The 26,179-nt window shown below is 39.8% G+C and carries 20 protein-coding genes; 4 read left to right on the top strand and 16 right to left on the bottom strand.

Translation table 11 applies throughout. The features are described from left to right. Positions 1-39: 39 nt before the first annotated feature. The 9 genes from MKZ05_RS16225 to MKZ05_RS16265 form a co-directional block, all read right to left on the bottom strand. Positions 40-969 (bottom strand): NAD-dependent epimerase/dehydratase family protein, encoded by a 930-nt coding sequence (locus MKZ05_RS16225; protein ID WP_106035662.1) that lies wholly within the window; start codon positions 967-969, stop codon positions 40-42. A 14-nt stretch (positions 970-983) separates the two neighbouring features. Further along, entirely contained in the window at positions 984-2,321 is a 1,338-nt protein-coding gene (locus MKZ05_RS16230) for a UDP-glucose/GDP-mannose dehydrogenase family protein (RefSeq protein WP_339160566.1), read from the bottom strand. 79 nt (positions 2,322-2,400) lie between these two features. Continuing rightward, on the bottom strand, positions 2,401-3,585 hold the full coding sequence (locus tag MKZ05_RS16235) for a glycosyltransferase (protein WP_339160567.1): 1,185 nt from the start codon (positions 3,583-3,585) through the stop codon (positions 2,401-2,403). Beyond that, positions 3,582-5,033, bottom strand: coding sequence for an MOP flippase family protein (locus tag MKZ05_RS16240; RefSeq protein ID WP_327839590.1), 1,452 nt, complete (start codon positions 5,031-5,033; stop codon positions 3,582-3,584). Before MKZ05_RS16240 ends, MKZ05_RS16235 begins: the two co-directional genes overlap by 4 nt. A gap of 18 nt (positions 5,034-5,051) precedes the next feature. Then, positions 5,052-5,711, bottom strand: coding sequence for an exopolysaccharide biosynthesis polyprenyl glycosylphosphotransferase (locus MKZ05_RS16245; RefSeq protein WP_044140051.1), 660 nt, complete (start codon positions 5,709-5,711; stop codon positions 5,052-5,054). Between the two features lie 198 nt (positions 5,712-5,909). Then, complete coding sequence (locus tag MKZ05_RS16250; RefSeq protein ID WP_170965966.1) at positions 5,910-6,488, bottom strand: hypothetical protein; 579 nt, start codon at positions 6,486-6,488, stop codon at positions 5,910-5,912. Positions 6,489-6,719: 231 nt separating this feature from the next. Beyond that, positions 6,720-8,210, bottom strand: a complete 1,491-nt coding sequence (locus MKZ05_RS16255) for an N-acetylmuramoyl-L-alanine amidase (RefSeq protein ID WP_044140362.1) — start codon at positions 8,208-8,210, stop codon at positions 6,720-6,722. A gap of 23 nt (positions 8,211-8,233) precedes the next feature. Continuing rightward, complete coding sequence (locus MKZ05_RS16260; protein ID WP_327839587.1) at positions 8,234-10,342, bottom strand: SpoIID/LytB domain-containing protein; 2,109 nt, start codon at positions 10,340-10,342, stop codon at positions 8,234-8,236. A gap of 24 nt (positions 10,343-10,366) precedes the next feature. Then, positions 10,367-10,690: a hypothetical protein gene (locus MKZ05_RS16265; protein WP_003212891.1), complete on the bottom strand. Its 324-nt coding sequence runs from the start codon at positions 10,688-10,690 to the stop codon at positions 10,367-10,369. Positions 10,691-10,872: 182 nt separating this feature from the next. Between MKZ05_RS16265 and MKZ05_RS16270 the strand changes: the two genes are divergently transcribed. Then, positions 10,873-11,793 carry a LytR family transcriptional regulator gene (locus MKZ05_RS16270; protein WP_050944362.1) on the top strand — a complete coding sequence of 307 codons (921 nt, stop codon included), beginning with the start codon at positions 10,873-10,875 and terminating at the stop codon, positions 11,791-11,793. 83 nt (positions 11,794-11,876) lie between these two features. Here the strand turns inward: MKZ05_RS16270 and wecB are convergent, their stop codons facing one another. Then, a complete protein-coding gene (gene wecB / locus MKZ05_RS16275) occupies positions 11,877-13,016 on the bottom strand; it encodes a UDP-N-acetylglucosamine 2-epimerase (non-hydrolyzing) (protein ID WP_050944364.1) in 1,140 nt (379 codons plus the stop codon). 269 nt (positions 13,017-13,285) lie between these two features. Between wecB and galU the strand changes: the two genes are divergently transcribed. Continuing rightward, entirely contained in the window at positions 13,286-14,167 is an 882-nt protein-coding gene (gene galU, locus MKZ05_RS16280; RefSeq protein WP_034318540.1) for a UTP--glucose-1-phosphate uridylyltransferase GalU, read from the top strand. Positions 14,168-14,390: 223 nt separating this feature from the next. Here the strand turns inward: galU and tagH are convergent, their stop codons facing one another. The 6 genes from tagH to tagD form a co-directional block, all read right to left on the bottom strand. Continuing rightward, a complete protein-coding gene (gene tagH / locus MKZ05_RS16285) occupies positions 14,391-15,995 on the bottom strand; it encodes a teichoic acids export ABC transporter ATP-binding subunit TagH (protein WP_212045593.1) in 1,605 nt (534 codons plus the stop codon). Positions 15,996-16,014: 19 nt separating this feature from the next. Continuing rightward, positions 16,015-16,842: an ABC transporter permease gene (locus MKZ05_RS16290; RefSeq protein WP_003213689.1), complete on the bottom strand. Its 828-nt coding sequence runs from the start codon at positions 16,840-16,842 to the stop codon at positions 16,015-16,017. A gap of 172 nt (positions 16,843-17,014) precedes the next feature. Then, complete coding sequence (locus tag MKZ05_RS16295; protein WP_327839581.1) at positions 17,015-19,381, bottom strand: CDP-glycerol glycerophosphotransferase family protein; 2,367 nt, start codon at positions 19,379-19,381, stop codon at positions 17,015-17,017. Between the two features lie 181 nt (positions 19,382-19,562). Then, positions 19,563-21,824 carry a CDP-glycerol glycerophosphotransferase family protein gene (locus MKZ05_RS16300; RefSeq protein WP_212045596.1) on the bottom strand — a complete coding sequence of 754 codons (2,262 nt, stop codon included), beginning with the start codon at positions 21,822-21,824 and terminating at the stop codon, positions 19,563-19,565. A gap of 48 nt (positions 21,825-21,872) precedes the next feature. After that, the gene (locus tag MKZ05_RS16305; protein WP_339160571.1) at positions 21,873-23,339 is read right to left on the bottom strand and encodes an alpha-glucosyltransferase N-terminal domain-containing protein; all 1,467 of its coding nucleotides are present in this window, start codon (positions 23,337-23,339) and stop codon (positions 21,873-21,875) included. A 96-nt stretch (positions 23,340-23,435) separates the two neighbouring features. Continuing rightward, positions 23,436-23,825, bottom strand: coding sequence for a glycerol-3-phosphate cytidylyltransferase (tagD, locus tag MKZ05_RS16310; protein ID WP_008343212.1), 390 nt, complete (start codon positions 23,823-23,825; stop codon positions 23,436-23,438). A 371-nt stretch (positions 23,826-24,196) separates the two neighbouring features. Between tagD and MKZ05_RS16315 the strand changes: the two genes are divergently transcribed. Together MKZ05_RS16315 and MKZ05_RS16320 are read left to right on the top strand one after the other, a co-directional pair. Further along, the gene (locus MKZ05_RS16315) at positions 24,197-24,967 is read left to right on the top strand and encodes a WecB/TagA/CpsF family glycosyltransferase (protein ID WP_003213336.1); all 771 of its coding nucleotides are present in this window, start codon (positions 24,197-24,199) and stop codon (positions 24,965-24,967) included. Positions 24,968-24,978: 11 nt separating this feature from the next. Beyond that, positions 24,979-26,166 carry a CDP-glycerol glycerophosphotransferase family protein gene (locus MKZ05_RS16320; RefSeq protein WP_277551580.1) on the top strand — a complete coding sequence of 396 codons (1,188 nt, stop codon included), beginning with the start codon at positions 24,979-24,981 and terminating at the stop codon, positions 26,164-26,166. Positions 26,167-26,179: the final 13 nt, after the last annotated feature.

Here is a 26,179-nt window from a genome sequence, read left to right on the forward strand (position 1 = left end):
ACCCATTTTCCTCCTAAGCAACCCATCCGATTTGAGGGATTAAGCCTTGACTTCCTGTTCATAGTAGGAAATGGTACGAGCCAAACCTTCCTGTAAACTCACAACAGGCTCCCATGCTAAGACTTGTTTCGTTTCCTCATTTGCCAATGTACTATGCACAATATCTCCTGCACGCTGCGGCTTGTAAATTGGTTCAAGATGCGACCTCGTTACTCGCTTCATCGTTTGAAACAGCTCATTCACAGTGATTGAATCACCACACGAGATATTTAAACAAACGTTTGATTGAGCTGTTAAAGCCGCAACATTAGCCGCTGCTAAATCACCTACATAGATGAAATCTCTTGTTTGTTCTCCGTCTCCGAAAATGAAAGGAGCCTCATCCTTTGCAAACTTATCAGAGAAAATAGAGACAACCCCGCCTTCGCCAAGTGCATCTTGTCGCGGACCATAAACATTGCTATACCGAAGAATACAATAGTCCACATCATACAGTGATTTTGCCATTTCTAAGTATCGCTCTACTGTGAGTTTCGATAAACCATAAGGCGAACCAGGCTTTAGCCGGTGAGCGGTATCCACTGGCAAATACACTGGATCTCCATAGACAGCTGCCGATGAGGCAAATACCACCTTCTCCACCCCTGCTTCAGCCGCTGCTTTCATGACGTGCAGGGACCCTTTGATATTGACCTCTTCGTCATAAACGAAATTCTGAACAGACACGGCGACACTCACCTGTGCTGCAAGGTGAATGATATAATCCGGTCTTATTTGTTTGATCAAATCGACCGTTTCTGATTTTGTGACATCTGCCTCAATGCATTGAACGGAAAGGTGGGCAATATTTCCCCGAGATCCAGTTGAAAAGTTATCAAGAACGATGGGCTCGTAGCCTTTTTCTAGTAAAGCCTCTACCGTGTGTGATCCAATAAATCCGCTTCCCCCAGTAACCAATACTTTCTTCATCCAAGCTCCCCCTGTTATTGTGCCTTTGATACCAATTCTGCTTCCCATACGCCTGGGCGGCCGATAGACTGGTAAATAAATCCTCTCTCTTTCATTTCTGCTGGATCAAACAAATTCCTTCCATCAATTACAATCGGTGAACGAAGCAGCTGCTTGATTTGATCTTTATCCATCTTCTGTACGTCATCCCATTCTGTTAGGATGAGGCAAGCATCCGTATCTTTTACTGTTTCATACAGGTCATTACTGAAGACAGCCTGCGGGCCAAGCTCTCGTTCTGCTTCTACATAAGCAACCGGATCATAGGCCTTCACAAAAGCACCCAGCTCTCTCAGCATTGGGATAATGTCTAATGCAGGTGCAGAACGCATATCATTCGTATTCGGTTTGAATGCGAGACCTAAAACAGAGATGGTTTTTCCTCTAATATCACCGAATACACTCATCAATTTGCTGACAAGGTGCGCTCTTTGGAGATTGTTCGTTTCAATCACGGACTCGATCAGCTTGAACCGGTAGCCGGCTGTTTCGGCAATTTTGAGAAGAGCCATCGTGTCTTTCGGGAAACAAGACCCACCAAATCCAATGCCCGCTTTTAAAAATTTATGCCCGATACGGCTGTCTAATCCAACGCCTTCGCTAACTTTTTCAACATCAGCGCCCACCCGCTCGCAAATATTTGCAATGTCATTGATGAATGAGATTTTTGTGGCAAGCATGGCATTTGCAGCATACTTAATCATTTCAGCACTTTCTAAATTGGTCTCCACAACCTCTGTTTGAAACGGATCATGCAATCTTTTGATGATGGTCGACGCATGGGTGCTTGTCGAGCCGATTACTGCCCGCTCCATATTCATCGTGTCTTGGATGGCAGATCCTTCTCTGAGAAACTCTGGATTGGATACGACATCAAAAGGATATTTACTGCGCGATGCTTTTTCGACAATGGCTTGAACGAGCCGGCCTGTTCCAACGGGCACTGTGCTTTTATTGACGATGATTTTATAGCCATTTAGATGTTCACCAATTGTTTGAGCGACAGCTTTCACGTACGTTAAATCTGCTTCCCCCTGTGCTGTCATCGGTGTCCCTACAGCAATATAGATAATCTCTGATTCCCGGATAGCAGCAGGAATATTGGTTGTAAAAAACAGTCTTCCTTCTTCCGTATTCTTTTCAATCAATTCCTTTAAACCCGGTTCATAAATGGGAACGACACCACTTTTTAAGCTGTTGATTTTTGATTCATCGATGTCACAGCAGATGACACGATTTCCGATATCAGCAAAACAAGTACCTGATACTAACCCGACATACCCTGTTCCAATCACAGCAATTTTCTTCAACATTTTTCATCCTCTCAGTAAAAGCATATTGTCCGTTCCAAGCTGTTTATCTATCTATCATTCTTTGCACATTTCATCTTGTTTAAACGATGGATCTTGATTGATGAAGCACCTTTTCATATTGCTGTATGAGCTGCTTCGTATTATTTGCTGATGAATATTCTGTATGAACGATTTGATGAAGATCGCTTTTCACTTGCTCATTCCATCTGTTTTCATAAAGGTAGGCGTGAATGGCCTCTTTTAACTGATTTGTCGAATGCGGATCAACGAGCAGATGTTGATAGCTAGAAAATAAGGTTGGGAGACCACCGACTCTTGTCGCAATGACAGGTACTTTTAAAGCGAGTGCCTCCAGAACGACGGTTGGCATTCCTTCACTATAGGACGGAAGTGCAAACAAATCGGCTGCGATTAAGTAGTCTTTCACCTGCTCATTCGGCACCTGCCCTGGGAGTAGAATAGATGCTCCAGCCCGTTCTGTGAGCTCCTTTGCAAGGGGGCCTTTTCCAACAAAAACTGCTTTCACACCATCCAAGCCGCTGACAGCATCAGCTAATTCAAGTAAGCCCTTCTCTTTGACTAACCGCCCGACGAAGACAACGAGCTTGTCGTGAAGGGGTAAGCCTAACTTTTTCCTGATGAATTGTTGATCTTCTTCCGTTTTAGAAAATGACTGGAGCGGAATACCGAGCGGGAGGCATTTCGCTTCTACCTTTGTCATGTCATTTGTCTTTTTAGCAAGCTCCTCGCTCACCGTCAGAACAGCAGATGCCTGTTTCACCGCCGTTTCAAAGGCTGCATGTGCCCCTTTGCTATAGCCCGGATACACGTTCACATCACTGCCATGTAAGGTCAAAAGATAAGGAATTTGCGTTTCTTTCTGAATCACAGCCGCCGCTCCGCCAGATGGCATCGCAAAGTGCGCATGGATAAAATCTGGTGACAGCTGATAACGCTGCATGGCGCTGAGAACAGTAGAAGCTATTCGTTTACTCGGCTGTGCCCATTTCAGCTGTCCAGGAAACGCTGTATAGGGCGGCCTGTATACGGTCACTCCGTTTCTCACTTCCTGTTCGGGCAGATCCTTTTTCTGCCGATAGGACGCCTTCAGCATCCGCAAAACCGGTGGATTGACCGGGTTGGGACAGATGACGGTCACTTGTATTCCTTGTTTGAGCAGCTCCTGCACTTGCGTTTCATGGAACACACCTTCACTTGGATGTTTTTCACTAGGATATACACTTGTCAGCCATAGCACCTTCATGACGAACGACCTCTTCTCAATAATTTGCCTGCCACCTGCGGATACATTTTGATGAGCAGCAAGCCATACAATGCTGCGCTGACACAAATCGTCAATCCTAATTGAAGTAAAATGTCGGCTGACGTCAGCTTCATGCCTTGATGCAGGGCTACCGCACAGGCGGCCATCAATAGCGTCATAGTAGCAGGCTTGCCAAGTGATTTTAAATAAACCTTCATATCTAGCTGAATGACATACGCCATGAGCCATCTGCCGACAATGAAGTTGAGCAGGCTGACACCTGAGTAAACCCAAGCTACTGTGAGCAGACTGCCTGTGCTGACACCTACATATAAGGTGCATCCATACACGATGAGCATCCCCGTATCCCAATAAAAGGCTAAGTCCGCTCTCCCCTTTGCAAGGAGTATTGACCCGTTTGGATTCATCAGCACACGCAGAAGTCCGACAATGCATAATATATTAAGAACCGGAACAGCTACGAGCCATTTCTCACCAAACACTACTTCTATAAAGCTATCTGATACGGCAGCAAGACCGATTAATAACGGAAAGCTAATCAATGCGAGCATATTCGTCATACTGAGGAAGCCCTCTCGCAGCATGGAGTGATCACGCTGACTTTTTGCGAAAACCGGGAAAGCCACTCTCGTCACGATTGGGTTAATTTTCAGCACGGGGATCGTCACGATTTGATACGCCAAGCTATAAATACCTAACGCTTCTGCTCCTAGAAACCGGCCGATTAAAATCATGTCTATGTTCGATCCTGCTCGATTGACTAGTCTGGACGCGAGCTGGAATGCACCGAATGAGAAAAATTCTTTCACTTCTCCTAATGCAAAAACAGGTGCTGGGCGCCACTTCTTCCAATAAGCTGCGGCATACATAAGCCCTTTTCCAGATTGCAGAAGCACTTGAGAAATGACATAGGCTACAATCGGATTGATGAAGAAGGCCAAAGCGAGTAAAACAAACAGCGATATCATAGTTGCAATGGCTTCAATGGCACTTAATGTTTTAAAGGCTAAGTCCTTTTGCATCATGTATTGGTATTGCTGGCCAATGGGTGCAATCAGAAACATGATCGATAATAGTTTGAGCAACCCCTCCAGCTCTGGCCGGTTATAAAAGGCGGCAATCATTGGGCTTACTAGAATGAGTAAACAGAATAAGATAATGCCAGTGAGTAAGTTGATCCAATATAATGTGGATAATTGACGTTCTGTTGTTTGTTCCTTTTGGATGATCGCTGCCCCGATCCCTAGATCAAGTAAAATCTGCGTAAATATTGTGACAGTTGTGATCATGCCAACGAGTCCAAACTCTTTCAGTGACATCACGTTCCCTAAAAAGGCGAACTGTGCAATTTGGATGATCGTGATGATAAATGCGGACAAGCTTGTCCATTTTGCCCCGCCCAGCATGTGTTTTTTCATACTTGCCATTTCTCTTCCCTACTTTACTTATCTGGCTCCGTCACCCGTCATGATGACTTTTAACGTTTTTACCATAATCTTCGTGTCGAGAGAAAATGTCAAGTTTTGAATATACTGTAAGTCATGTGTTAATTTTTCACTTGGACTCATTTCATATCCTCCATTTACTTGAGCAAGACCTGTCAGTCCCGGCTTGACCGTTAATCTTTTCGTAAAACCTGGAATCGTCCGATTAAATTCTGCGGTAAACATCGGTCTTTCCGGACGCGGACCTACGATACTCATTTCTCCTTTTAACACGTTGATGAATTGAGGGAGTTCATCGATTCTTGTTTTACGAATGAAGGCTCCCACTTTGGTGATACGTGGGTCGTTTTTTTGTGCCCATTTCGCTCCTCCGCTTTCAGCATCGGTTCTCATCGATCTGAGCTTCCATAATTTAAAGTAAACACCGTCTTTCCCGACCCTCTCCTGCATATAAAAGGCTGGTCCCGGTGTTTCCAGCTTAATCAAAAGAGCAAACAGCAAAATGATTGGCGTACTCAACATCAATCCGATGAACGAGAACATTAAATCTATGAAACGTTTTGCAAATAAATAACGAACCATATGTTCTGTTAAGGCAAAAGAGTGGTTTCGTCTCACTTCATATTCTCTATAAAGATTCATCGCTTTCTCTGCACTCACTGACCTGCACCTCACCATTCAAAGTAGTTGTTGTGTAAAGAGATGTTCTATGAAGGTCAGTTTAGCAGAGCAACATTAAGCAAATGTAAATGCGCTGTTAAGTCTTGTAAAACTGTGTTAAGAATGTGCACTTATATCAAGTTATGCCCTTTTCAACGTAAAAAAGACCCGCAATTCTGCGGGTCTCTGGGTCTTTTTTTATTTTGCTTTAACGGATTCGATCGTTTTTAATCGAAGGGTTCCGTTTGCATCTTTTGTATAAGTGACTTTCACTTTTGATTCTTCTTTTAAGCTGTTCACTTGTTTAGAAAACGTATTTCCGAATTGAATAGCAACTTCTTTGCCATCAATGTTCACAGCAATGGTATGTCCATCAGCCAAGCCGACATATGTGCCTTCCTTGGTGACTTCATTTTTCTTATTTGTTGTTGATTCTTTCTTTGTTTTAGAATCAGTTTTTGATTGTTCCTTAGTAGGTTCTTCTTTTGTGATTTCTTTACTTGAGCTGTCTTTTGCGTCTTCATCAGATTGACCAGATTGCTCTTCTTTTGGAGCAACTGTTTCTTTGCTTTGATCATCTGCTTTTTCATTTGATGACTGATCTTCTGTTTTTTCCTTTTTCTCTGAAGCATTTTCTTTCTTTTGATCAGCTGCTTCGGTTGTTTCCTTTTTGCTATCATCCTTATTGTTGTCGCTTGATTGATTTGTTGTGCCGCATGCTGTGAGTAGTACACCTAGAAGCAATACTAGAAACGGCATTGTGATTAATTTTTTCAAAATTGTCACCTCTTCATGATTTGTCGATTGGCTGTCGCTTAGATTCATGCGTAAACCATTCACCTTTTATGTTTCAATTATAACAAAGATAACTAGAAATGAAATGTATTTTTAACTTGACACATTATTGACGACCCGATCACTTCATAGACTTTTGAAAAAAGGCTGCCGAGAGACGTTCTCGAGCAGCCTAAGAGGAGTATCTGAGGCACCCCTCATGTTTGTTTTTTCTTATCTAAAGTAACCTGACACACCGCTTGAAATGCCTGACGCTAAACGATCTTTATACGTAGCCGATTTCAAGATGTTTGAATCAACTGGACTTGACACAAAACCAGTTTCTAAAAGAACACTCGGCATTTTAGAATATTTAATCACGTAGAATCCAGCTGTTTTCACACCACGGTCTCTTGTACCAAGTGCACTGACCATTTTCGGCTGAATGTTTTGCGCAAGCTTCAAGCTGTTTGCAGACGCATATGTTTTGTCATAATACGTTTCTGTTCCGTTTGCACTGCTGTTATCATTTGAGTTTGCATGGACACTAATGAAGATATCTGCATTTGCTGACGCACCTTTGCTCACTCGTGTTTGAAGACTGTCAAATGTGTCTGATGTTCTTGACATGGTAACAAGTGCACCCGCGTTGTTTAATTTCGTATTTAAACGCTTAGCTACATCTAAATTCAAGTTCTTTTCATATAACCCGTAGCCTACAGCTCCTGAATCATGTGCGCCATGACCTGGGTCAATGAATACTTTTTTCCCGACGACAGGGTTTTTCAATTGATTCACAACAGTTGGTGTCACCGTATTTGCACTGCCTACGACAGTAAATTTGGTGATTTTTTTACTGCTAATAGTTGCTCTTGTTACTTTTGGTAATGTTTTTTCATTCGTTAGAAGCAATGCTTTGTTTTGCTTCGCTGCGATCCCTGCAGCAGAAGATGAAGTGGCGTAGCCAAACCCTCTTCCTACATAGGTATTGTTCGTGCTCATATTATACTTTTTCACAATATTAGCGGCAACGTCATAACGAGTGGAGCCTTTAATTCGTGTTGGAGATTTCAATTGATTATAAGCTGCTTTTGTGACGTAATTTTCTCCGCCGACTACAATGGTTTGTTTGACATTGCTTGCTTTTGCAACAGATGCGATTTCAGAACGAAGTCCCTTTTTATCTGTGTAGAGAATCGGGAAACCTTTTTGTGCTGCTACCGGTGCAATTGCAATCCCATGAGCATAGAAGGAACCTTCAACGACAACGACGCCTGCTGGCTTTTTCATTTTCTTCGCGATATTTGCAGATAGCTCATATCGATTTTTTCCTGAAATACGTTGTGTAGAGATGCCCATCTTCTTCACTTCATTGATTACGTTATTTGACACACTTGATGTACTGCCTAAAACGATCACTGTCTTTGTTTTTAAAGCCTTTAGGGCTTTTTTCGTATCACCTGAAAGACTCTTACTGTTTGTATAAAGAACTGGTCCATTTTTTTGGTGTGCAAGTGGAATCCCTGCTGTTGCATCCGCATACGCAGTTTTCCCTACTATTACGACTGTACTTGCAGTTCCCCATCCCTTTTTCGCTACGTTTGCTGCTACAGCATATCTGCTTCCGCCATCAATTCGTGAGACTGAATTATCTGCTGAAGCTGTTGGAACAATAACGAAAATGGCGATGAGGCTGAGGATGGCTGTTTTCATGATTGAGCGCATCATCTATGTCCTCCTTTAACCCTTTAATAGTTTGTTAGTTTTGTACCTGGATAGTAGAACGAAAGTATGGAAGAATATGAGTTTCCAGATTCTGCTCTAGCTTTGGCACCGTATTGGCTCATGCCAATGCCGTGACCATATCCTTTTCCTGAAATCGTAAAGTCATTTGTATTGTTTTTGACTGACGCAAATGTGCTCTTCACCTTTGTTGCGCCCATGATGGATCTAAACTCGGTCATCTTCATACTTGCCGTTGTACTTTTGTTTACTGCATATGTGCCTGTTTTATTTTTCAGATGATATGTCAGCTTGATTGATACCGTCTTCGCACGTTGTCCTTTTGTTTTTCCTGAGAACGTCAGGCTTGAGATGGATGCAATCTTCATATCAGATGCAGCTGTTTCTTTGTTTTTGAGCAGCCATGATTTGAGACCAGCAAGATCCGTTGCATTTGTCTCTTTTGCCTTAGACCACTGAGATGCTGCTGTACTAGCAGTCAATGTTGTGCCTAGCTGTTTTTTAGAGAGTTTTAATGTCCATGCATTGATCGGATCTTTTGTATCCTTTTTGGCCACTAAGTACGGCAGTGCATTTGCCCACACTTCTTCACTTGCCTCTGTATATCCGCCATTACTAGAATAATAGGTGGCTGAAATGAGCTGATTGTTGTATTTCAGTACTTTCCCTTTTGTGGCATCGACAGCTTTTGTCGAATTTGTGTACCAGTTATATCCTCCATATACTTGGAAGGCAGTTGTATCAGGTACGACTTTTCCAATACTTTTCACTGAATACGTTCTAGCGGCCACTGCCTGTGCTTTTAGCGCTTCAACATGCCAGCTTGCAGGCATTTCATTTGGTACCACGCCTTTTAGATAGTCTTCAAATGGAATATTTTCGAGAGTCGGCCTGATATAACCTGATTCAATTGCAAAGTTGACGCTGCCTAGGTAAGGCTTCCCTGCAATTTGAAGGATATTTTTCGTTGAATATTTCTCAGGAACAACTCTTACATTGTTATACGTCTTTATGCCTTTTAATGAAATTTTTCCGTTAGAAATATTCAATGGGTAGTTTTGATTTTTTTTCAGATAGACTTGTTTGGCTAATGAGTTCTTCAAGCTATCTTTAATCGCACTTGTGCTACCAGCAAGGTGATAAGCATATGTACCCTTTTCTTTCAGCAGTTTTTTTAGTGACGCTGTGACAGAATCCGGTTTCACATACACAACAGTACTATTAGACTTTGCAGCCAATTGAGACAGCGGCATAGCATAAATATAGCTAGAGGCTTTTGCCAAATAAACTTTATCTGCATTGATATTTAATTTCTTCATTATATTCACAGAGAGTTCATAGCGATTGGCACCACTGATTCTTGTTACCTGTGACGTTTTTTTAATTTGATTCTCTACTTTTTGTCCCGTACTTTTCGTACTACCGATGATGATGACTTTGCTTGGCAGCTTGTAAGACGGAATGGAATCTTTTTTTGTTAAAAGGATTGGGTATCCCTTTCTCGATGCATAGGATGCAATCGCAATCCCATTCATAAATGAGTTTCCACCGACAACGACAGCTTGCTTATAGTTACCCATTTCTTTAGCAATTTTTTGGGAGATTTCAAACTTGTCTTTTCCACTAATGCGTCTGACTTTCCCATACTTTTTAATAGATTTCTCAGCAGCTGTTGAAATACTTTTCGTGTTACCAACGATCAGGATGTTATCCGGCTTCATTTTCTTCAGCTGATTTTCAGTTGTTTTTGTTAGTTTTTCAATGTTTGTATACAAAATGGGTGCGCCTAGTTTGTAAGCTAACGGTGATACAGAAATGGCATGATCAAATGCATCACGGCTCACAATGACAACTGTTGATGGATTCTTCCAGCCGGCAGATGCGATGCTATTGGCAACTTCGTATCGATTTTTGCCATCATATCTTTTCGTGACAGCCACATTCGATCCTGACAGCTTGTATTCTCCAGCTGTGGATAGATCCATCGTTTTTTTATTTCCGATATAATTAGACAATTTCACTGAAATTGTCGAGCTAGCCATGGCAGACTGAAAGGGTGCGATTAGTAGAGTCATTGTCATGAGAACAATAAGTGTAAAGCCTGTTTTCTTCAATTTTTTTCATCCCGCCCATCTTTTTTACTTCTGTTTTTCAATCTTTTGAATTTCCTTTTGACCACTGTCATTGATAAAGTAAGAGATTTCTACTTTGTCTCCTGGTTTGAATTCATTTAACACATCTTTAAAATTATCCGTAAATTCATAGCTTAAGGTCGTATTCACTTTTTTCACTTCGACTGTATGTGCATCAGCCATTCCAATAAATTCAGCTTTTTCTTCCAGCACCTGAGGAGTTGAACTGCTTGTGTTGTTTTCTCCCGAGGACTGCTCAGCCGTTCCACATGCTGTGAGCACGATACCAAGTAGTAGTATTAAGAACGGTAAAACGACGATTTTCTTCATTTTTTTCACCTCATGTCTTTGTATCGTCTTATAACTTAATATTTTAAGGTAAATTTAAGGTTTTTTGAAACCTTTTTTTTGTTACAACGTCTATATCTAGGTTCAGAGTAAAAAAATAACTTGTTTATCAAGATTCGTAAACCTATAATCATGGAAGAATCATAGAAAAGGTGAGGGACATTATGAGAGCTGAAAGAAAACGAAAGAAGAAAAAGGTTCTTTGGATTGTTTTATCGATTATTGGCTTATTCGTATTAGCAACTGGCGGATATGCATATCATCTTTGGAATACAGCAGCATCAACCGTGGCAGGCATTCAGGAGAATTTAAAGAAGTCAGATAAGCGTGACAAAGATGTCGATTTAAATAAGAAAGACCCGATTTCTATTTTAGTCATGGGTGTTGATGAAAGAAAAAATGACCGCGGCCGTGCGGATACATTAATATACATGACCGTTAACCCAAAAACCAAAACGACTGAGATGGTGAGTATCCCGCGTGATACGTATACGAAAATTGTCGGAAAAGGCACAATGGATAAAATCAACCACTCCTATGCATTCGGCGGCACACAAATGGCAGCTGATACTGTAGAGGAATTGCTTGATGTACCTGTTGATTACTTCGTGAAAGTCAATATGGAAAGCTTTAAGGATATTGTCGATACACTTGGCGGCATTACAGTGAACAGCACATTTGCTTTCAGCTATGATGGTCATTCATTTGGTACAGGAGAAATTAATCTAAATGGCGATCAAGCCCTCGCCTACACAAGAATGAGAAAACAAGATCCAAAGGGTGACTTCGGACGTCAGCAAAGGCAGCGTCAAGTCATTGAAGGCATCATTGCTAAAGGGGCAAACATTTCATCTATTACGAAGTTCGGCGATATGTTCAAAGTCGTGGAAAACAATATGAAGACTAATATGTCATTTGATGATATGTGGACGATGATGAATGACTACCGTGACGCAAGACAGCGTGTGAAGCAGCACGAGCTGAAAGGAACGGGAGCACGCATCAATAATATCTATTATTATCAGCTTGATGATAGCAGTTTGGCTAAAGTGAAGAAGGAATTGAAGGACAGTTTGGAGCAGTAAAAAAAGAAGACTACATAAATGTAGTCTCAGATTGTTGACAAAGGGCTAAAATGGTTTTTATTTTAGCTCTTTGTCTTCTTTTTTTATGATTTAAATGGGGCAGGTTTTTCTTCACTTAATCCAAATCGATGGAGGAGCTCCTCGACAATTCGTCTCGATGCTTGTCCGTCACCATAAGGGTTAGACGCCTTCGACATGCTGTCATACTCCTTCTGATCTACTAGCAGCTCTTTAGCCATTTTGTAAATGGTCTCTTCATCCGTACCTGCAAGCTTAAGTGTGCCTGCTTTCACGCCTTCTGGACGTTCTGTTGTATCACGGAGCACTAAAACTGGCTTCCCTAGAGAAGGCGCCTCCTCTTGTACACCGCCAGAATCCGTTAAGATAAAGTGCGAAGCGGCAGCAAAGTTATGGAAATCAACGACTTCAAGCGGTTCAATTAAGTGTACACGATCGAGACCGCTAAATTCTGTCTGAGCTGCATCACGTACGGCAGGGTTTAAATGAACAGGATAAACGACCTGAACATCTTCAAACTCTTCTACAACACGTCTAATGGCTCTAAACATATTTTTCATCGGCTGGCCGAGATTCTCTCTGCGGTGGGCCGTTAACAAAATCATTTTATCCGTGCCTATTTTCTCTAAAATAGGGTGCTGATAATGCTCAGTAACTGTAGTTTGCAGGGCATCAATCGCTGTATTCCCTGTCACACAAATGGTCTCTTCTTTTTTATTTTCAATTAAAAGATTCTGCTTCGCTTCCTCTGTAGGAGAGAAATGAATATCGGCAATAGTGCCTGTCATTTGACGGTTCAATTCCTCTGGGAACGGCGAATACTTATTGTGTGTTCTCAATCCTGCTTCGACGTGCCCAACTGAAATTTGGTGATAAAATGCTGCCAAGCTTCCTGCAAAGGTTGTTGTAGTATCCCCATGGACAAGGACAATATCAGGTTTTTCTTCTTGGAATAATTGGTCTAGCTTTAACAGTGCATTTGATGTGATTTCAGATAATGTCTGGCGCTGCTTCATGATGTTTAAATCATGATCTGGCGTAATTGAAAAAGCCTCAAGAACTTGATCAAGCATTTCTCTGTGCTGGGCTGTCACAGTGACAATCGAATTTATCAGTGGATGTTTATTTAATTCAAGGACAAGTGGTGCCATTTTGATCGCTTCAGGTCTAGTACCGAAAATAGTCATTACATTTAGTTTTTTCACTTGTTTAATCCTCTTTCCTAGTATAGTACTTTCAATTATACACAATTTGGAGGATAAATTTAATGGTATAAAAAAAGAAATTTACATTGAATTAACGTTAAATTTCTCTTTCCTTTACATTTAACATATAAAATATGAATTATCTAAAATTCATTTTAGTGAAATCATTTGTCTTTCCTATGATTTGTAAGTTACACTTTAAACAGACGACCACGAACAAACATTGAGTGATTAAATCGGTTATCTATGTAAGGAAGGTGCAAAGTTCATTGAAAAAAGTACGTAAAGCCATTATACCAGCTGCAGGTCTTGGGACACGTTTCCTCCCTGCAACAAAAGCTATGCCTAAAGAAATGCTGCCAATCGTTGATAAACCAACTATTCAATATATTATTGAAGAAGCTGTTGAATCAGGAATTGAAGACATTATTATCGTCACTGGAAAAGGAAAAAGAGCCATTGAGGATCATTTTGATTTTGCACCAGAGCTAGAGCGCAACCTAGAGGAAAAAGGGAAGAGCGAGCTTCTAGAGAAGGTGAGAAAATCCTCTAACATTGCTGACATTCATTACATACGTCAAAAGGAACCTAAAGGACTTGGACACGCTGTTTGGTGCGCACGCAACTTTATCGGTGATGAGCCATTCGCCGTTTTATTAGGTGATGATATTGTTCAAGCGGAAACACCAGGGCTTCGCCAGCTGATGGATGAATACGAAAAGACCCTTTCATCTGTGATTGGTGTTCAGCAGGTAGCAGACAGCGATACGCATCGCTACGGGATCATCGACCCTCTTACACAAGAAGGACGCCGCTATCAAGTGAAAAACTTTGTGGAAAAGCCACCGCAAGGTACAGCACCATCCAATCTAGCCATCTTAGGACGATACATTTTCACGCCAGAGATCTTTATGTACCTTGATCAGCAAGAAATTGGTGCAGGCGGGGAAATTCAACTGACAGATGCCATCCAAAAGCTGAATGATATCCAGCGTGTATTCGCCTATGATTTTGAAGGAAAACGATACGATGTTGGTGAGAAGCAAGGCTTCATCGAGACGACTCTCGAGTTTGCCCTTCAAGATGAGGATCTGAAAAAGAAACTCATTCCATTTATGAAACAGCTTCTCGAAAAAGAAGAAGCGAATTAAAAAAAGCTGCCGGAATCGGCAGCTTTAGATTGTTGACAAAGTGCTAAAATGATTTTTATTTTAGCACTTTGTCTTCTTTTCAGCGTGATAGAAAACCTTTGAAGTCTAGGAAGGGCGAGCACTGGCGCGGAGCGAATTGAATATTCGTGAGCACCAGCGCGCAGACCTGACAACGAATGCGAGGGTTTGTCTACACGCTGAAGCTGTCGGAATCGGCAGCTTTTTATTTCATCACTGAAATCGTCAGTGTATGCTGTTCATTATCAATGACAAACAGATTGCTTTCGCCCTTTACTGCGAATTTCGTTTGTTTCTCATTCATCCAAACCTTCTGTTCTGTCAGTCCAAGTGTCGAAGGAGAGATCGGCATCACCTCATGAAAGACAATAGCATTTGCTTGACCATTTTGAATGACATAGTCAGTTTTCTCTGTGGTCAATCGCTCAATCGTACCGCCTTGATCACTTTTGATCGAGCTCAGCGTTTGCATTTTTTGCTTAAGCACAGATTCCTCTTTTCCAAGGAAAGAAAGTAAATACTCATACGAGCCAGCAGATGCGGGCGATACATACGAGTTGAACTGTCCAGGTCCAATGGATAAAGACTTTAATTCCTCTGCAGGTTGAAGCCCTTCAGGTTTGACAAAATACGTCTCTGATGCTGTTTTGATTTGAACGGTTTGTTTATTTTCAGCGACAGCTTGTATCTCTTGCCCGAATGGCAAAGTGACACCTGCCTTCTTTTTCATGGCTTGATCTTTGTACACCGTGAGTGGATCTGCCGTGACAAGCGTCTGTCGATCCACCTTTTTCATATCAGGCGCCCCTTTTGTTAGCTGGTTCTTTGACTGAGGCGATTCTGTCTTATCTGCTGGGATGGCGCCAAACGTCGCCAGTGTACGAAGTGGACGATCCGAAAACATCGATAAGGCAAGTAAAATCGTTAAAACAGCTATTATCGTCACTTGAAAGGCTGGTCCAAAAAAGGAACGTCGTTTTCCGTTCTCATCATATCGAGACACCTTCTCTGTCTTTTTTTGTACACCTTTGCGACCTTCTTTGTGTTTCAATTGATATTCTTTTTTTTCTTTTTTAGAAAGCTTGTTAAACCATTCAACAAACTCCTTATACTCTTTCACAACCTTCTTCGTCTCATCAAACATACGAAGCTCACCATAATGCATCCAAGCCACTCGGTCACAGATTTTTTGAATTTGGCTAATGGAATGGCTGACAAAAAAGATCGTCTTCCCTTGTTCTTTAAATTCTGTGATTCGATCCACGCATTTTTGATAGAAGGTTTGGTCACCAACAGACAACGCTTCATCAATAATCAAGATATCTGGATCGATATGCGCTGAAATGGCGAAGCCAAGACGTGACTTCATTCCGCTTGAATAGCTTTTCACAGGCTGATCAATAAAGTCACCAATATCCGCAAACTCTACGATTTTTTCATATAGTTCGTCTATCTCTTTATTCGTCAGCCCCATCATCAAGCACTTGAGGCGAATGTTGTCTTTCCCGCTTAATTGGTTGTTTAGCCCTGCCGCAATGGCAATTAACGAAGGCTGACCGTCCATATCAACTTCACCACTTGTCGGTGGAATGATTTTCGCAAGAAGATTCGACATCGTTGATTTTCCAGATCCGTTGATCCCTACAAAACCAATCGTCTCGCCTTCATATACATCAAAGGACACATCACGAACAGCAAAGAAACCTTTTTCATTTTTATTAGGAAAAAACAGCCCTTTAATCTTATCTGACTGCTTTTTATATAGGACGTATTGCTTGGATACGTTTCGAAACGAAACCTTTAGTTTCATCGTATAATCTCCTTACTTTTTAAAGAAAATCGACAAATTTATCCCTAAATTTCATATGAAGCAATGAACCGACTGTTAAAAGAAGTAGCGTGATCAGCCAAAAGTAAAGCGTATATTTCACATCATGGAAGAACCATTCTCCCTTTAACAAGCTATTTCTAAAACCATCAATAATGTAGAAAAGAGGATTCAATTTTAGTATATCCCCGATCCATGCTTTGTCTCCAGTGAGCTTCTCTGAGATATTCCAAAAAATCGGCAGCAAAAAGAAAAGTAAACGTGTCACTGATTGTAAAAGAAATTGATAGTCTCTCACGAGTACGCTAATCGTGGAATTAAACAAACTAAACGAAAACATAAACGCGATCATACAAATAAGATAGTATATATATTGTAGCCAATGCGCATCAGGATATATGCCATAGGAAATCAGCACAATCAGATAGACACCCATCATGACAAAGTAGCTGAACAAGTTGGACATAATCACTACAGACGGCAGCGCACTAATCGGGAAATTCATTTTCGATACCATATTAATACGTTTAAACACACTGTTTGATCCATCAAGTATCGTCGGACTAATGAAGAACCAAGGGATTAATCCAGCCAGCATCCAAATGATAAACGGAACTTCCATCCCTCCAATGACAATTGGCTGTCCTCCGCGAATTCCCAGACCAAAAACAAACCAGTAAGCCAGCATTTGAATCAATGGATTTAAAAACTGCCATAAAACACCTAAATAATTCATCTGATATTTTGATTTTGTTTCATAAACAGCAAGTCGCATAATCAGCGGAAATGAGCTGATTTGCTCCTTTAATATCGTCAACATTGCGTTCATTCTAATCTTCCTTAGATATAAGTTTTTGGGATTACTTTTTTAAAAAGCACCGCTCATAATTGTAACAGATAACGATACACATTTCATCTTATAACAAAAGTCATGCACGTCAAACTAGAAGACAAAAACCCCCTGAATCCTTTCAATCGTTGATTCAGAGGGTCCTCACATATTAGATAATTTGGTGTTCTTTTAAGAAATCCGTAATTCTTTTCGTATTCTGATTATCGTTAAAGCTGTTGATTTTCAGGTATTTTTCTTTATATTCATCTTCCACAACATACTGACAATCGATCGCATGTTTCACGATTCGAATCAGCTCTTGTGTATTATATGCTATCGGTCCTGGTGCATTTTCATCGTTTACAGGAGGAATCGCCTTATACTGTCTAATCAAGTAATCTTTTTCTTCCCAATAAAAAATAGGGTAGGCACCTCTATATTGTGCATCATAAATAGCAGATGAATAATCAGTAATAAACACTTTTGACACTTTTAGCGCTTCCGATGGGTTATCAGAAATAATATGTTTATACTGAGGCAGATTTTGATAAACGTACTGTGAAAATTTGTTATGCGGTACAATTAACAGACGATCAAGAAGACCTGCTTCTTCAAAGCTTTTGATGATTTTAATTAGAACTCTATAGTAAGATGTTTCTTCAATTCTATTCGTATAAATAAGTCCCTCTTCCCAATATCGGTAAGTTGGCATAAAGGCGATCTTATCTGCACCTTCTACTAATTTGGCATGATCAAAGGTTGCCAGACCTGTCAAAATCAAATCCTCACGATCATAGTTCATTTTATAAAATTCACCGGCCTCTAATTCAGAGCTGATGACTGATTTATAAATATTGTATTGATTCTTGTCTTTATGGAATCCAAAGGCCATTGGATTATCAACCGGTTTAGCAAACATAATGCCATGCTGTAAAAAGACGAGTGGGACACTCATGATTCTCTCTCTGAGATGGTCAATATACAACCTATCATTCAGAACATGGTTAGATAATTCACTTGATATAAAATAACTGGCATTAAATATACTTAAATAATGTCTGAGACTGTATTTCGGTATGATACCCTTTCCATATTTCGCTTTCAATGCTGGATATGCGTTTGATTTCTTATTAAGAATAAAGTAATTTTTTGAGTCTGTTTGACAATTTTCCTGTACATAGTCATACACTCTAATAGCTGATTCATCTGCTTTATCACTCTTTTTCTCAAAAAACAAATTCACACGATACTTTTTGTCTTTATAGAATGATGATAGGATACTCGCTATTTTTATTTTCACTTTACTAAATAAAGAATATTCCTGTGAATAAGGAATAATGGTTGATGTCACATTTCCAAATAGATTGGTTCTTAGGACTTGCAGCTTGTCCCCATTCTTTTTCGTGATATATGTTTTGACCTTCTTATCCCTCTTTTTCAACCTTAAACTATGGATAATTCGGTGATCATTTCCTACGAACAAGTTATTGTGGATTCTGCTGTCTAAATCAAGATCATTTAACGAAATTTTAAAGAAACCATATCTTTTCAAGAATTTAATTTTTCTAAATGGTCTTATAAATTTTGCCAGCTGATGTTCAGAGTTTCTAATGTAAAGATATTCATATTTTTGGTCTGAATTATACGCATAATGCGTCAATCTTCCAAAAACATAAAAACTATTAAACAAACTAAAGATGCGTAATCTCGATGTATGTTTAGTAACGAGATATGGGTTTCCTCTAACTAAGTATACGCCATTCGTTCTGACATAGATGTAATATCTTTGCTTATTAATCACCAAGATATTAAGAATATTGTCATCTTTGAACTGCTCCAAGGTATCTTTACCAAAAACTTTTAGCGGCTGATATCTAGGAACGAGTCTAAAGTTGACGATTTTCTTTTGATCCGTCACTTTATTTAAAATTTTGATTTGATTACGATTATTCACAATCACTTCAATATCTTTATGTTCCTGCATCACATCAAACAAAATTTTCCTTACATTTAGTTCTTTATTCTGACAGTCATAGGTAATCACAAAGTGGAAAGCACTGTATTGAATAAAGGAGATATCCTCAAATCGTCTATCTGCCTCTTCGATGGGCAAATCTATTTTATAATTGCAATTGATTTCATCTACATTCAGCAGCCCTGAAAATAATAACAATTCCTTTTCGCCGCTGTATAAGCCGTAGCGATCTAACCCTAATTGCTTGACATAAATATCAGCAAATTGATTGTTAATTTCAATAGGAAGTATTTGATCCGGCTGGATCATGTCTGAGCATTCTTTGACAATATACAGGTTATGCTCCTTTGCATAGAGATAGATCATTTCATTAGAATTGTCTATTGTGGATTCAAAAATCATCTGATCCTTTACATCAATTTCACAAATCCACTTTGACTCATTTACATTTAGCTCTTTAAATTCAAAAGTGCACAACTTCTCTATGTTATCAATATATATAACTAACTTGTGTTCATCTAAATTAAGAATTTCTAAAAAATTATGATAAAGTTTGTACATTGAAGCACCTCTATATTATTTTCAGCAAATTTACATTACCGGATAATCTTATCTAAATTTAGCATGTTTACTGTTAAAATTCTATGTTTTTTTATTTTTACCATAACTTTTAAATATGTGTACATTGGAATAAAAAACACAAAAAAGTACCGTTCAAAGGTGAAGAACGGTACTTTTTAAACTATTTTTCAGAAAACACCACTTCCACCACACGCTTCGAAGACTCCCCACTCTCTAAGTAACAGAATTTCTCATAAAACGGTGCGAATGAAGCTGGCAAAGTAAAGGTTGGCTGTTCTGTTTCTCTTACCCAGTCAATGACGCTGGCTGTTTCTTTCACAAGAGGTCCAGGTGCTTCCTGTTCAAAGTCAAAGTAGAAGCCTCTCAGCTTGTCACGATATGTTTCGATGTCTGGCACATAGAATAGCATCGGACGTTTAAGGTTTGCATAATCAAAGAATACAGATGAGTAGTCTGTGATGAGCAGATCAGAAATCATATAAAGGTCTCTGATGTCTTCATAATGAGAGAAGTCATAGGCAAAGCCTTCATATGGTCCTAAATCAAAGTTTTCAGCTACTAAATAGTGCATACGCAGAATGATAATATATTCATCTCCGATAGCGGCTCTCAGCTCATGCAAATCAAGGTCTAAATCAAATTTGTACTGCCCTTTTTTATAAAATTGATCGTCTCTCCATGTTGGTGCGTATAAGATCAATTTTTTATCAAGCGGCAGGTTCATCTTTTGTTTGAGTGCTCTCATCGTTTCTTCATTGTTTTGATTGTGAAGGAAGTCATTTCTCGGATATCCTGACTCAATCATGGTCTTTTGAAATTGGAAGGCACGTGTGAAGATTTCAGTCGAGTAAGCATTTGGAGAAATGAGGTAGTCCCAATTCGACGCTTCCTTCGTGAAATTCTTTTTGTATTTTTTCGTGTTTGTTCCAGGCATATGCACCTCGTCCATATCCATCGCCAGTCGTTTTAACGGCGTACCGTGCCATGTCTGCAAGTATGTTGTATGCTCTGGTTTTGGAATCCACAGCGGCAAACGGCTGTTGACGACCCAATACTCAGCTCTTGCCATCGCAAAAATCCATTTCAATGACAGACGATTGATATAGTAAATATCCTTTTCCTTAAACGGTGCTTCGTGCCCTTTTTTCACGCTCCAGATCAACGTATATTCAGGATGATTTTCTTTCATATACTCATAGATCCCACGTGGGTTACAGCTAAATTGTTTTCCATTAAAGCTTTCAAACATAACGGTTTTCTTTTTCACAGACAGCTTGCTCGCCAGCTGAAAGGTCGTTTTAAAGGTCCTTGTTACAAGACGGTTACGGACTTTTTTGATTTTACCGATTTGCTTTTTGAACTTCTTCCACTTGCTTTTGACATAGTACTTCGCACGTGTTTTCATTGTATAATCATTAATTCGAATGCCAAGCGTTTGTCTTTTTTTCTTTCGATACACCTCATATCGAATCGGTACATCATTTCTTTTATGAATTTGAACAAGCCCTTTGAGTTTGTTTGAGCGATCTCCAAGGACTAAAGAAGTGGTCGTTAAAGTCTCCTCTACTCCACCTACATCGCAAATAAATTCAAAATAGAAACGATATACAAAACGTTTGTTTAACGAATAGGTCAATTCCTCTAAAGGAACTTCTGCTAGAAATTGATAAAGCTGAGGTACCTGTTGATCATCACGGTATTTGACCACTTCATCTTTTATTGGGGTCATATTTACCGGAAAGCGATGCTCAATTGGCTCTTCGCCATTTCTCTTCACTAGAAGCTTTACTTCCTTGATTTCATAAGGATGCTCTGCACTGAGAACGCCTGCATAACCAGATAAAGATAACGTACATTCTTTGCTGAGCTCGATATGATTGAATTTCACAACCTTTAGCTCACGCTTGATTTTAAACGATGCATTTCCTTTATCCGTACGATACGGGATGACATACAGCATCGCGTCTTTATTTTCTAAATAAGTCAGCTCTGGCTTCTCTATTTCCATTTTTAAACGGCGTTTATAGTATGGCGTCTTCTCTTCTACTTCGGCATGATCCGTTTCTTTTAGTTCTTCTTCCTCTTCTTCTGAATCAGAATCATAGGCTGAGTCCTCAAGCTCGTCCTCATCCTCTTCTTTGTTTGCACTCAGATAGTCTGTCACATACAGGTTGTATGTCTGACCCTGCTCTAATGCAAGCGGAAGCGATGGTTCACTCAATACCAATTTAAATAGATTGTCTTCTTGATGAACAAGCGGAAGGAAAAGCTCTTGTTTTGATACCCTTTCCCTCATAAACAAATAAAATTCTCTATCTGTTAATGGCATGTCATCGTCGATGCGAATAAGCATTTCTAGTTTCTCATGATGATTTTTTAACCCTTCAACGACACTCTTCTTATGAATTCCCTCTTCAATCATTAATCGTTAATCTCCTCTGTTCAGAAATCTTACCGTTGTGTTGTCACATTATTTTACTTTCCAAGAATAGTTTCCTTGTTTCGTTTGATACGACCACCCATCGATTGACGATGGTTTATTGGTGAGCAGCTCTTCCTCTACTTCTAGACGCTGCAAAACTTCCTGAAGTTCTTCTGTTTTAAAACGAATGTAAAAATCAACGTATTTTGTTTGATTGGTTTCAATGTTTTTCTTTGTTTGAAAATGCCCAATTGGGAAGCTGACTTGATGGTTTTCATCGATTGTTTGAGATATGATTTCAGCTCCATTCACTCGATCATATCCTGCGAAATCGATTTGCACATGATCTGCATGACTCATTTCGTCCTTCAGCTCAAGCTGAAGATGAAGAACATGATGTTCAGCGCTTAGATCACGCAAAACCCATTTCATGCGGTCCACGATCCTTCTCAGTTCATCTTTACGCTCACGATTTTCGAGCATATGATGTAGCCTTGTATTCCAAAGAGACATTTCATCAGAAGGCACAAGATAAAAATAGGCTTGTTCTCCCAATACCTTCTCAACATCTACCTTATGCTTAGTATCTCCAAAGAAGACGGCATCCACTTGCTGTTTTCTTATTTGTTTAAATAATTCTTCATATTGAGAATTGAGTTGATGCGGATCTTCTTCATAATGTGCGTCATGTACAAATGCAGCATAATACGTTGTTTCGGGCTGATCGATTTTAAACAGGTGACGGTCTTGATCCCGGTCTTCTGTAATCATCAGTTTCAAACGGTCATTTTGTGTTTGAATACTAGATAACCATCGTTGCTTTATATCTGTCTTCTTTGTAAAAGTTTGAATTCCTGTTTTTTTATACCAATTAATATGCCGTACTGGATTCTTTTTTGTATCTCCAGGGTAGATGATCTCCATATAGATATTGCCATCGTCATTGATTAGTTCTTCCAAGTATAGGGCACCTGTATGAGGAACAAAGCTTTGTACTCTGCACAAAACGCCCTGCCAATTGTACTCTTCCCTCTTTACTAATTCCTGCTCTTCATTATATTGATCAATATAACAAATAGGGGAAGATGGCAGTTCATATCTCGTCACCTGCACTGTTGATTCTTCTGCTGGCATCACTGCTTCATTGATCGATTGAAAAGATGTACCGATGATAAATTCCGAGTAACGCCTTTTACTTCCGCTTTCCGGTAGAATATAGTGCTCAAATACATTCAAGATGTCAACTTGGTGCAGAAGGGTCTCCTCCAAGCTATGAATATGTTCTTTCACATTTGCATCATAATTCAAAGTTAAAATGGCATTACGTTTATGTTTGTCAGCCAATGGCTTTAATCTTGCTTTTAAAGACTTCGTTAAGTGCTCATCCTGTTTTGGTACATCACCCATGATAAAGTAGTAGTCCATATCAGGCATGTCAACTGATGTCATTGTTTCATGTTGTTCAGGTTGATCCAATGAGTGTTCAACTTTTTTCTTCATCCAATTTTGAAACAAAGGAAGCTCTCCTTAAAAATAATGATAACTTGCTCATTGTATTTTACATGAAAAAGCACTTCTCACCAAAAGATAAGAAGTACTTTTTTTGATCTATTAAAGTCCAGCAATTTCTTCCTTAATTTGTGTTGTCGAGATGCCTTCTGTTCTTTTCAAGTACACGACTTCGCAATGCTCTTTTAAGAAATCGAATTTACCTTCCCAGTCATCTCCCATGACAAACACATCAATATCGTGCTCTTGCACGTCACGGACTTTTTGATCCCAGCTGTTTTCTGGAATGACTTCGTCTACATAACGAATCGTTTCAAGAATGAGCTTTCGATGCTCGTAGCTATGATAAGCCTTTTTTGATTTTTGTAAGTTAAACTCATCTGTCGAAATGGCCACCACTAAGTAATCTCCAAGCTGCTTTGCACGTTCGAGCAGCTTAATATGCCCCCAGTGTAATAAATCAAATGTACCGTAAGTAATAACTTTCTTCATCGCAAACATGAACTCCTTTCTTCATTCCTTATTCAACTGCTTTCATGCAGTAACGTTTATCCGTAATCCTATGATCTTCGTTCGTATTTTTTCGCTCTTCGGAACCTCATTATATCACAGCGCCCATCAAACGTTAAGCAGATGTAAAGACAAACTATTTCCAATTTATTGGGCGCAGAAGCGAAAGTCCGAAGAATCAATGTTTCTCGCAGCAGCCTCCTTATGAATTGATGAAAATGTCATGAAATTTAAAGGTTTGTAAAGTTATTGTTAATATTTCATGGAGCATCTGTGATAAAATGATGAGTAGACGAAGAATGAATTTACAATGAACGTTCATAGATAACAAGATGAAAAAGGAGGTCTAAACAATGCAAACAGAAGTGGTCTCTAACCTTTCTTATGTAAATGGCGACCTAGATGAATTTATTAGCTATATGAATCACCATCATATTTCTCAAAGAAGAGGCGCCATGATTGCGACTGTCAATCCAGAGATTGGCTATGCTGTTATGAAGGATCAGACGTATCATCAAGTTGTCTCTTCTGCGGATTATGTGCTGCCGGATGGTGTAGGCGTCGTCTTAATGTCACGTTTGACACAAAGTCCGCTGAAGTCAAGAATTGCTGGCTTTGATGTCTTCATGTCTATGCTTGATCTAGCAAACAAGCAGTCTAAAAGTATCTTTTTATATGGGGCGAAAAAAGAAGTGCTTGAGGCTGTTAAACAGCGAATTGATACGGAATATCCAAATGTGGTCATTGCAGGCAGCTGTGACGGTTATCAAGCCGATAAACGTTTCGTAGCAAAACAAATCGCTCGCTCGAAAGCAGATATGGTGTTCGTTGCTTTAGGTTACCCAAATCAGGAGAACTTTATTTATGAATACCGTCATTTATTCCCGCAGGCTGTTTGCATCGGTTTAGGCGGAAGCTTTGATGTATTTAGCGGAACGGTGAAGCGTGCACCACGCTGGATGATTAAAACAAATACAGAATGGCTGTACAGACTTGTTGTGAATCCATGGAGATGGAAGCGAATGTTGAATATTCCTAAATACGCTTTTGCCGTATTGAAAGAAAACAAAGGAAAAAAACGTTACTATCCTGAGCAAGTAAAGGATCAGACGAAGCAGCTGTGAGAGACTGACCAATGATAAATATACGCTCAATGATCATTTCAAGCTATGCAGCTTTCGTTTCTTTTATTGGATGGCTGATGAGCGGCGTGAAACCGCGTGAAAACCAGGTGACGCTGCTTGTTTCATTTCAAGAGAATGCAGCTGCTCTTATTGATACTTATCAACAACAGGCGAACATGACGATGAAGCTTACTGTCCTCTATACGAAGCATGCTTCTGCGATAGAAAAGGACGAGTCTCATCTGTCATTTCGCTATTTTCATGAAAAAAATCCTCTCCATCTCATTCAATGTATTTATACGATGTTTAAAAGCAAGGTTGTCGTAACAGATAATTACTTTCTCATGACAAGCGTACTCAGAAAACGTCCTTCTACCACCTGTATTCAAGTATGGCATGCCAATGGGGCGTTGAAAAAATTCGGTCTTGAAGATGCTTCAAATTCGGAACGAAGCCGTCGTGACATCAAACGGTTCAAACGAGTCTATGCGTCTTTCGATTATATCGTTACAGGCTCAGATCATATGCGCGAGATTTTTAAGTCTTCGTTTGGGGTGAATGATGAACGTTTTTTACCAACAGGTGTACCGATGACGGATGTGTACTATGACCAGCGCCCGTCTTCCTTGAAGCCGAATGATTTTCCTAAAGGGAAAAAGATCCTGCTTTATGCACCGACCTATCGAGACTTTGCAATGGACAGTCTTGTCCTGCCTTTTTCAAAGGAGCAATTACAAACAGAGCTAAACGGAGATTATATTCTGCTCGTCAAGCTTCATCCTGCGGTCAAACATTTAGCGAAGGCGGAAACAGACGATGAATGGATATTTGATGTGTCCGATCAGCCGCTTTATCCATTGCTTTGTGCATGCGATGTCCTGATCACAGATTACTCATCGATTGTGTTTGAATATGCACTGCTTGAAAAGCCTGTTTTGTTCTTCACTTATGACTTAGACACTTATCGAGAGAAACGCGGCTTAGTCGATCGGTATGAGGACATCATTCCTGGGAAGGCTTGTATCACTCAAAGCATGCTCTTGAAGGAGCTACTTCATCTAAATGAATCAGATCAACTAAAACGAATTAAAACCTTCGCAGAGGAATGGAATCAATATTCAAAGGGAAGGTCCAGTGAGCAGCTCTTATTCTTTATTGAACAGCAGCTCTTACACAAAAAACGTCCGGCTTCTCATTAGGAAGCACGGACGT

It is taken from the genome of Bacillus sp. FSL M8-0277 (assembly GCF_037975305.1).
Classification (GTDB): domain Bacteria; phylum Bacillota; class Bacilli; order Bacillales; family Bacillaceae; genus Bacillus; species Bacillus pumilus.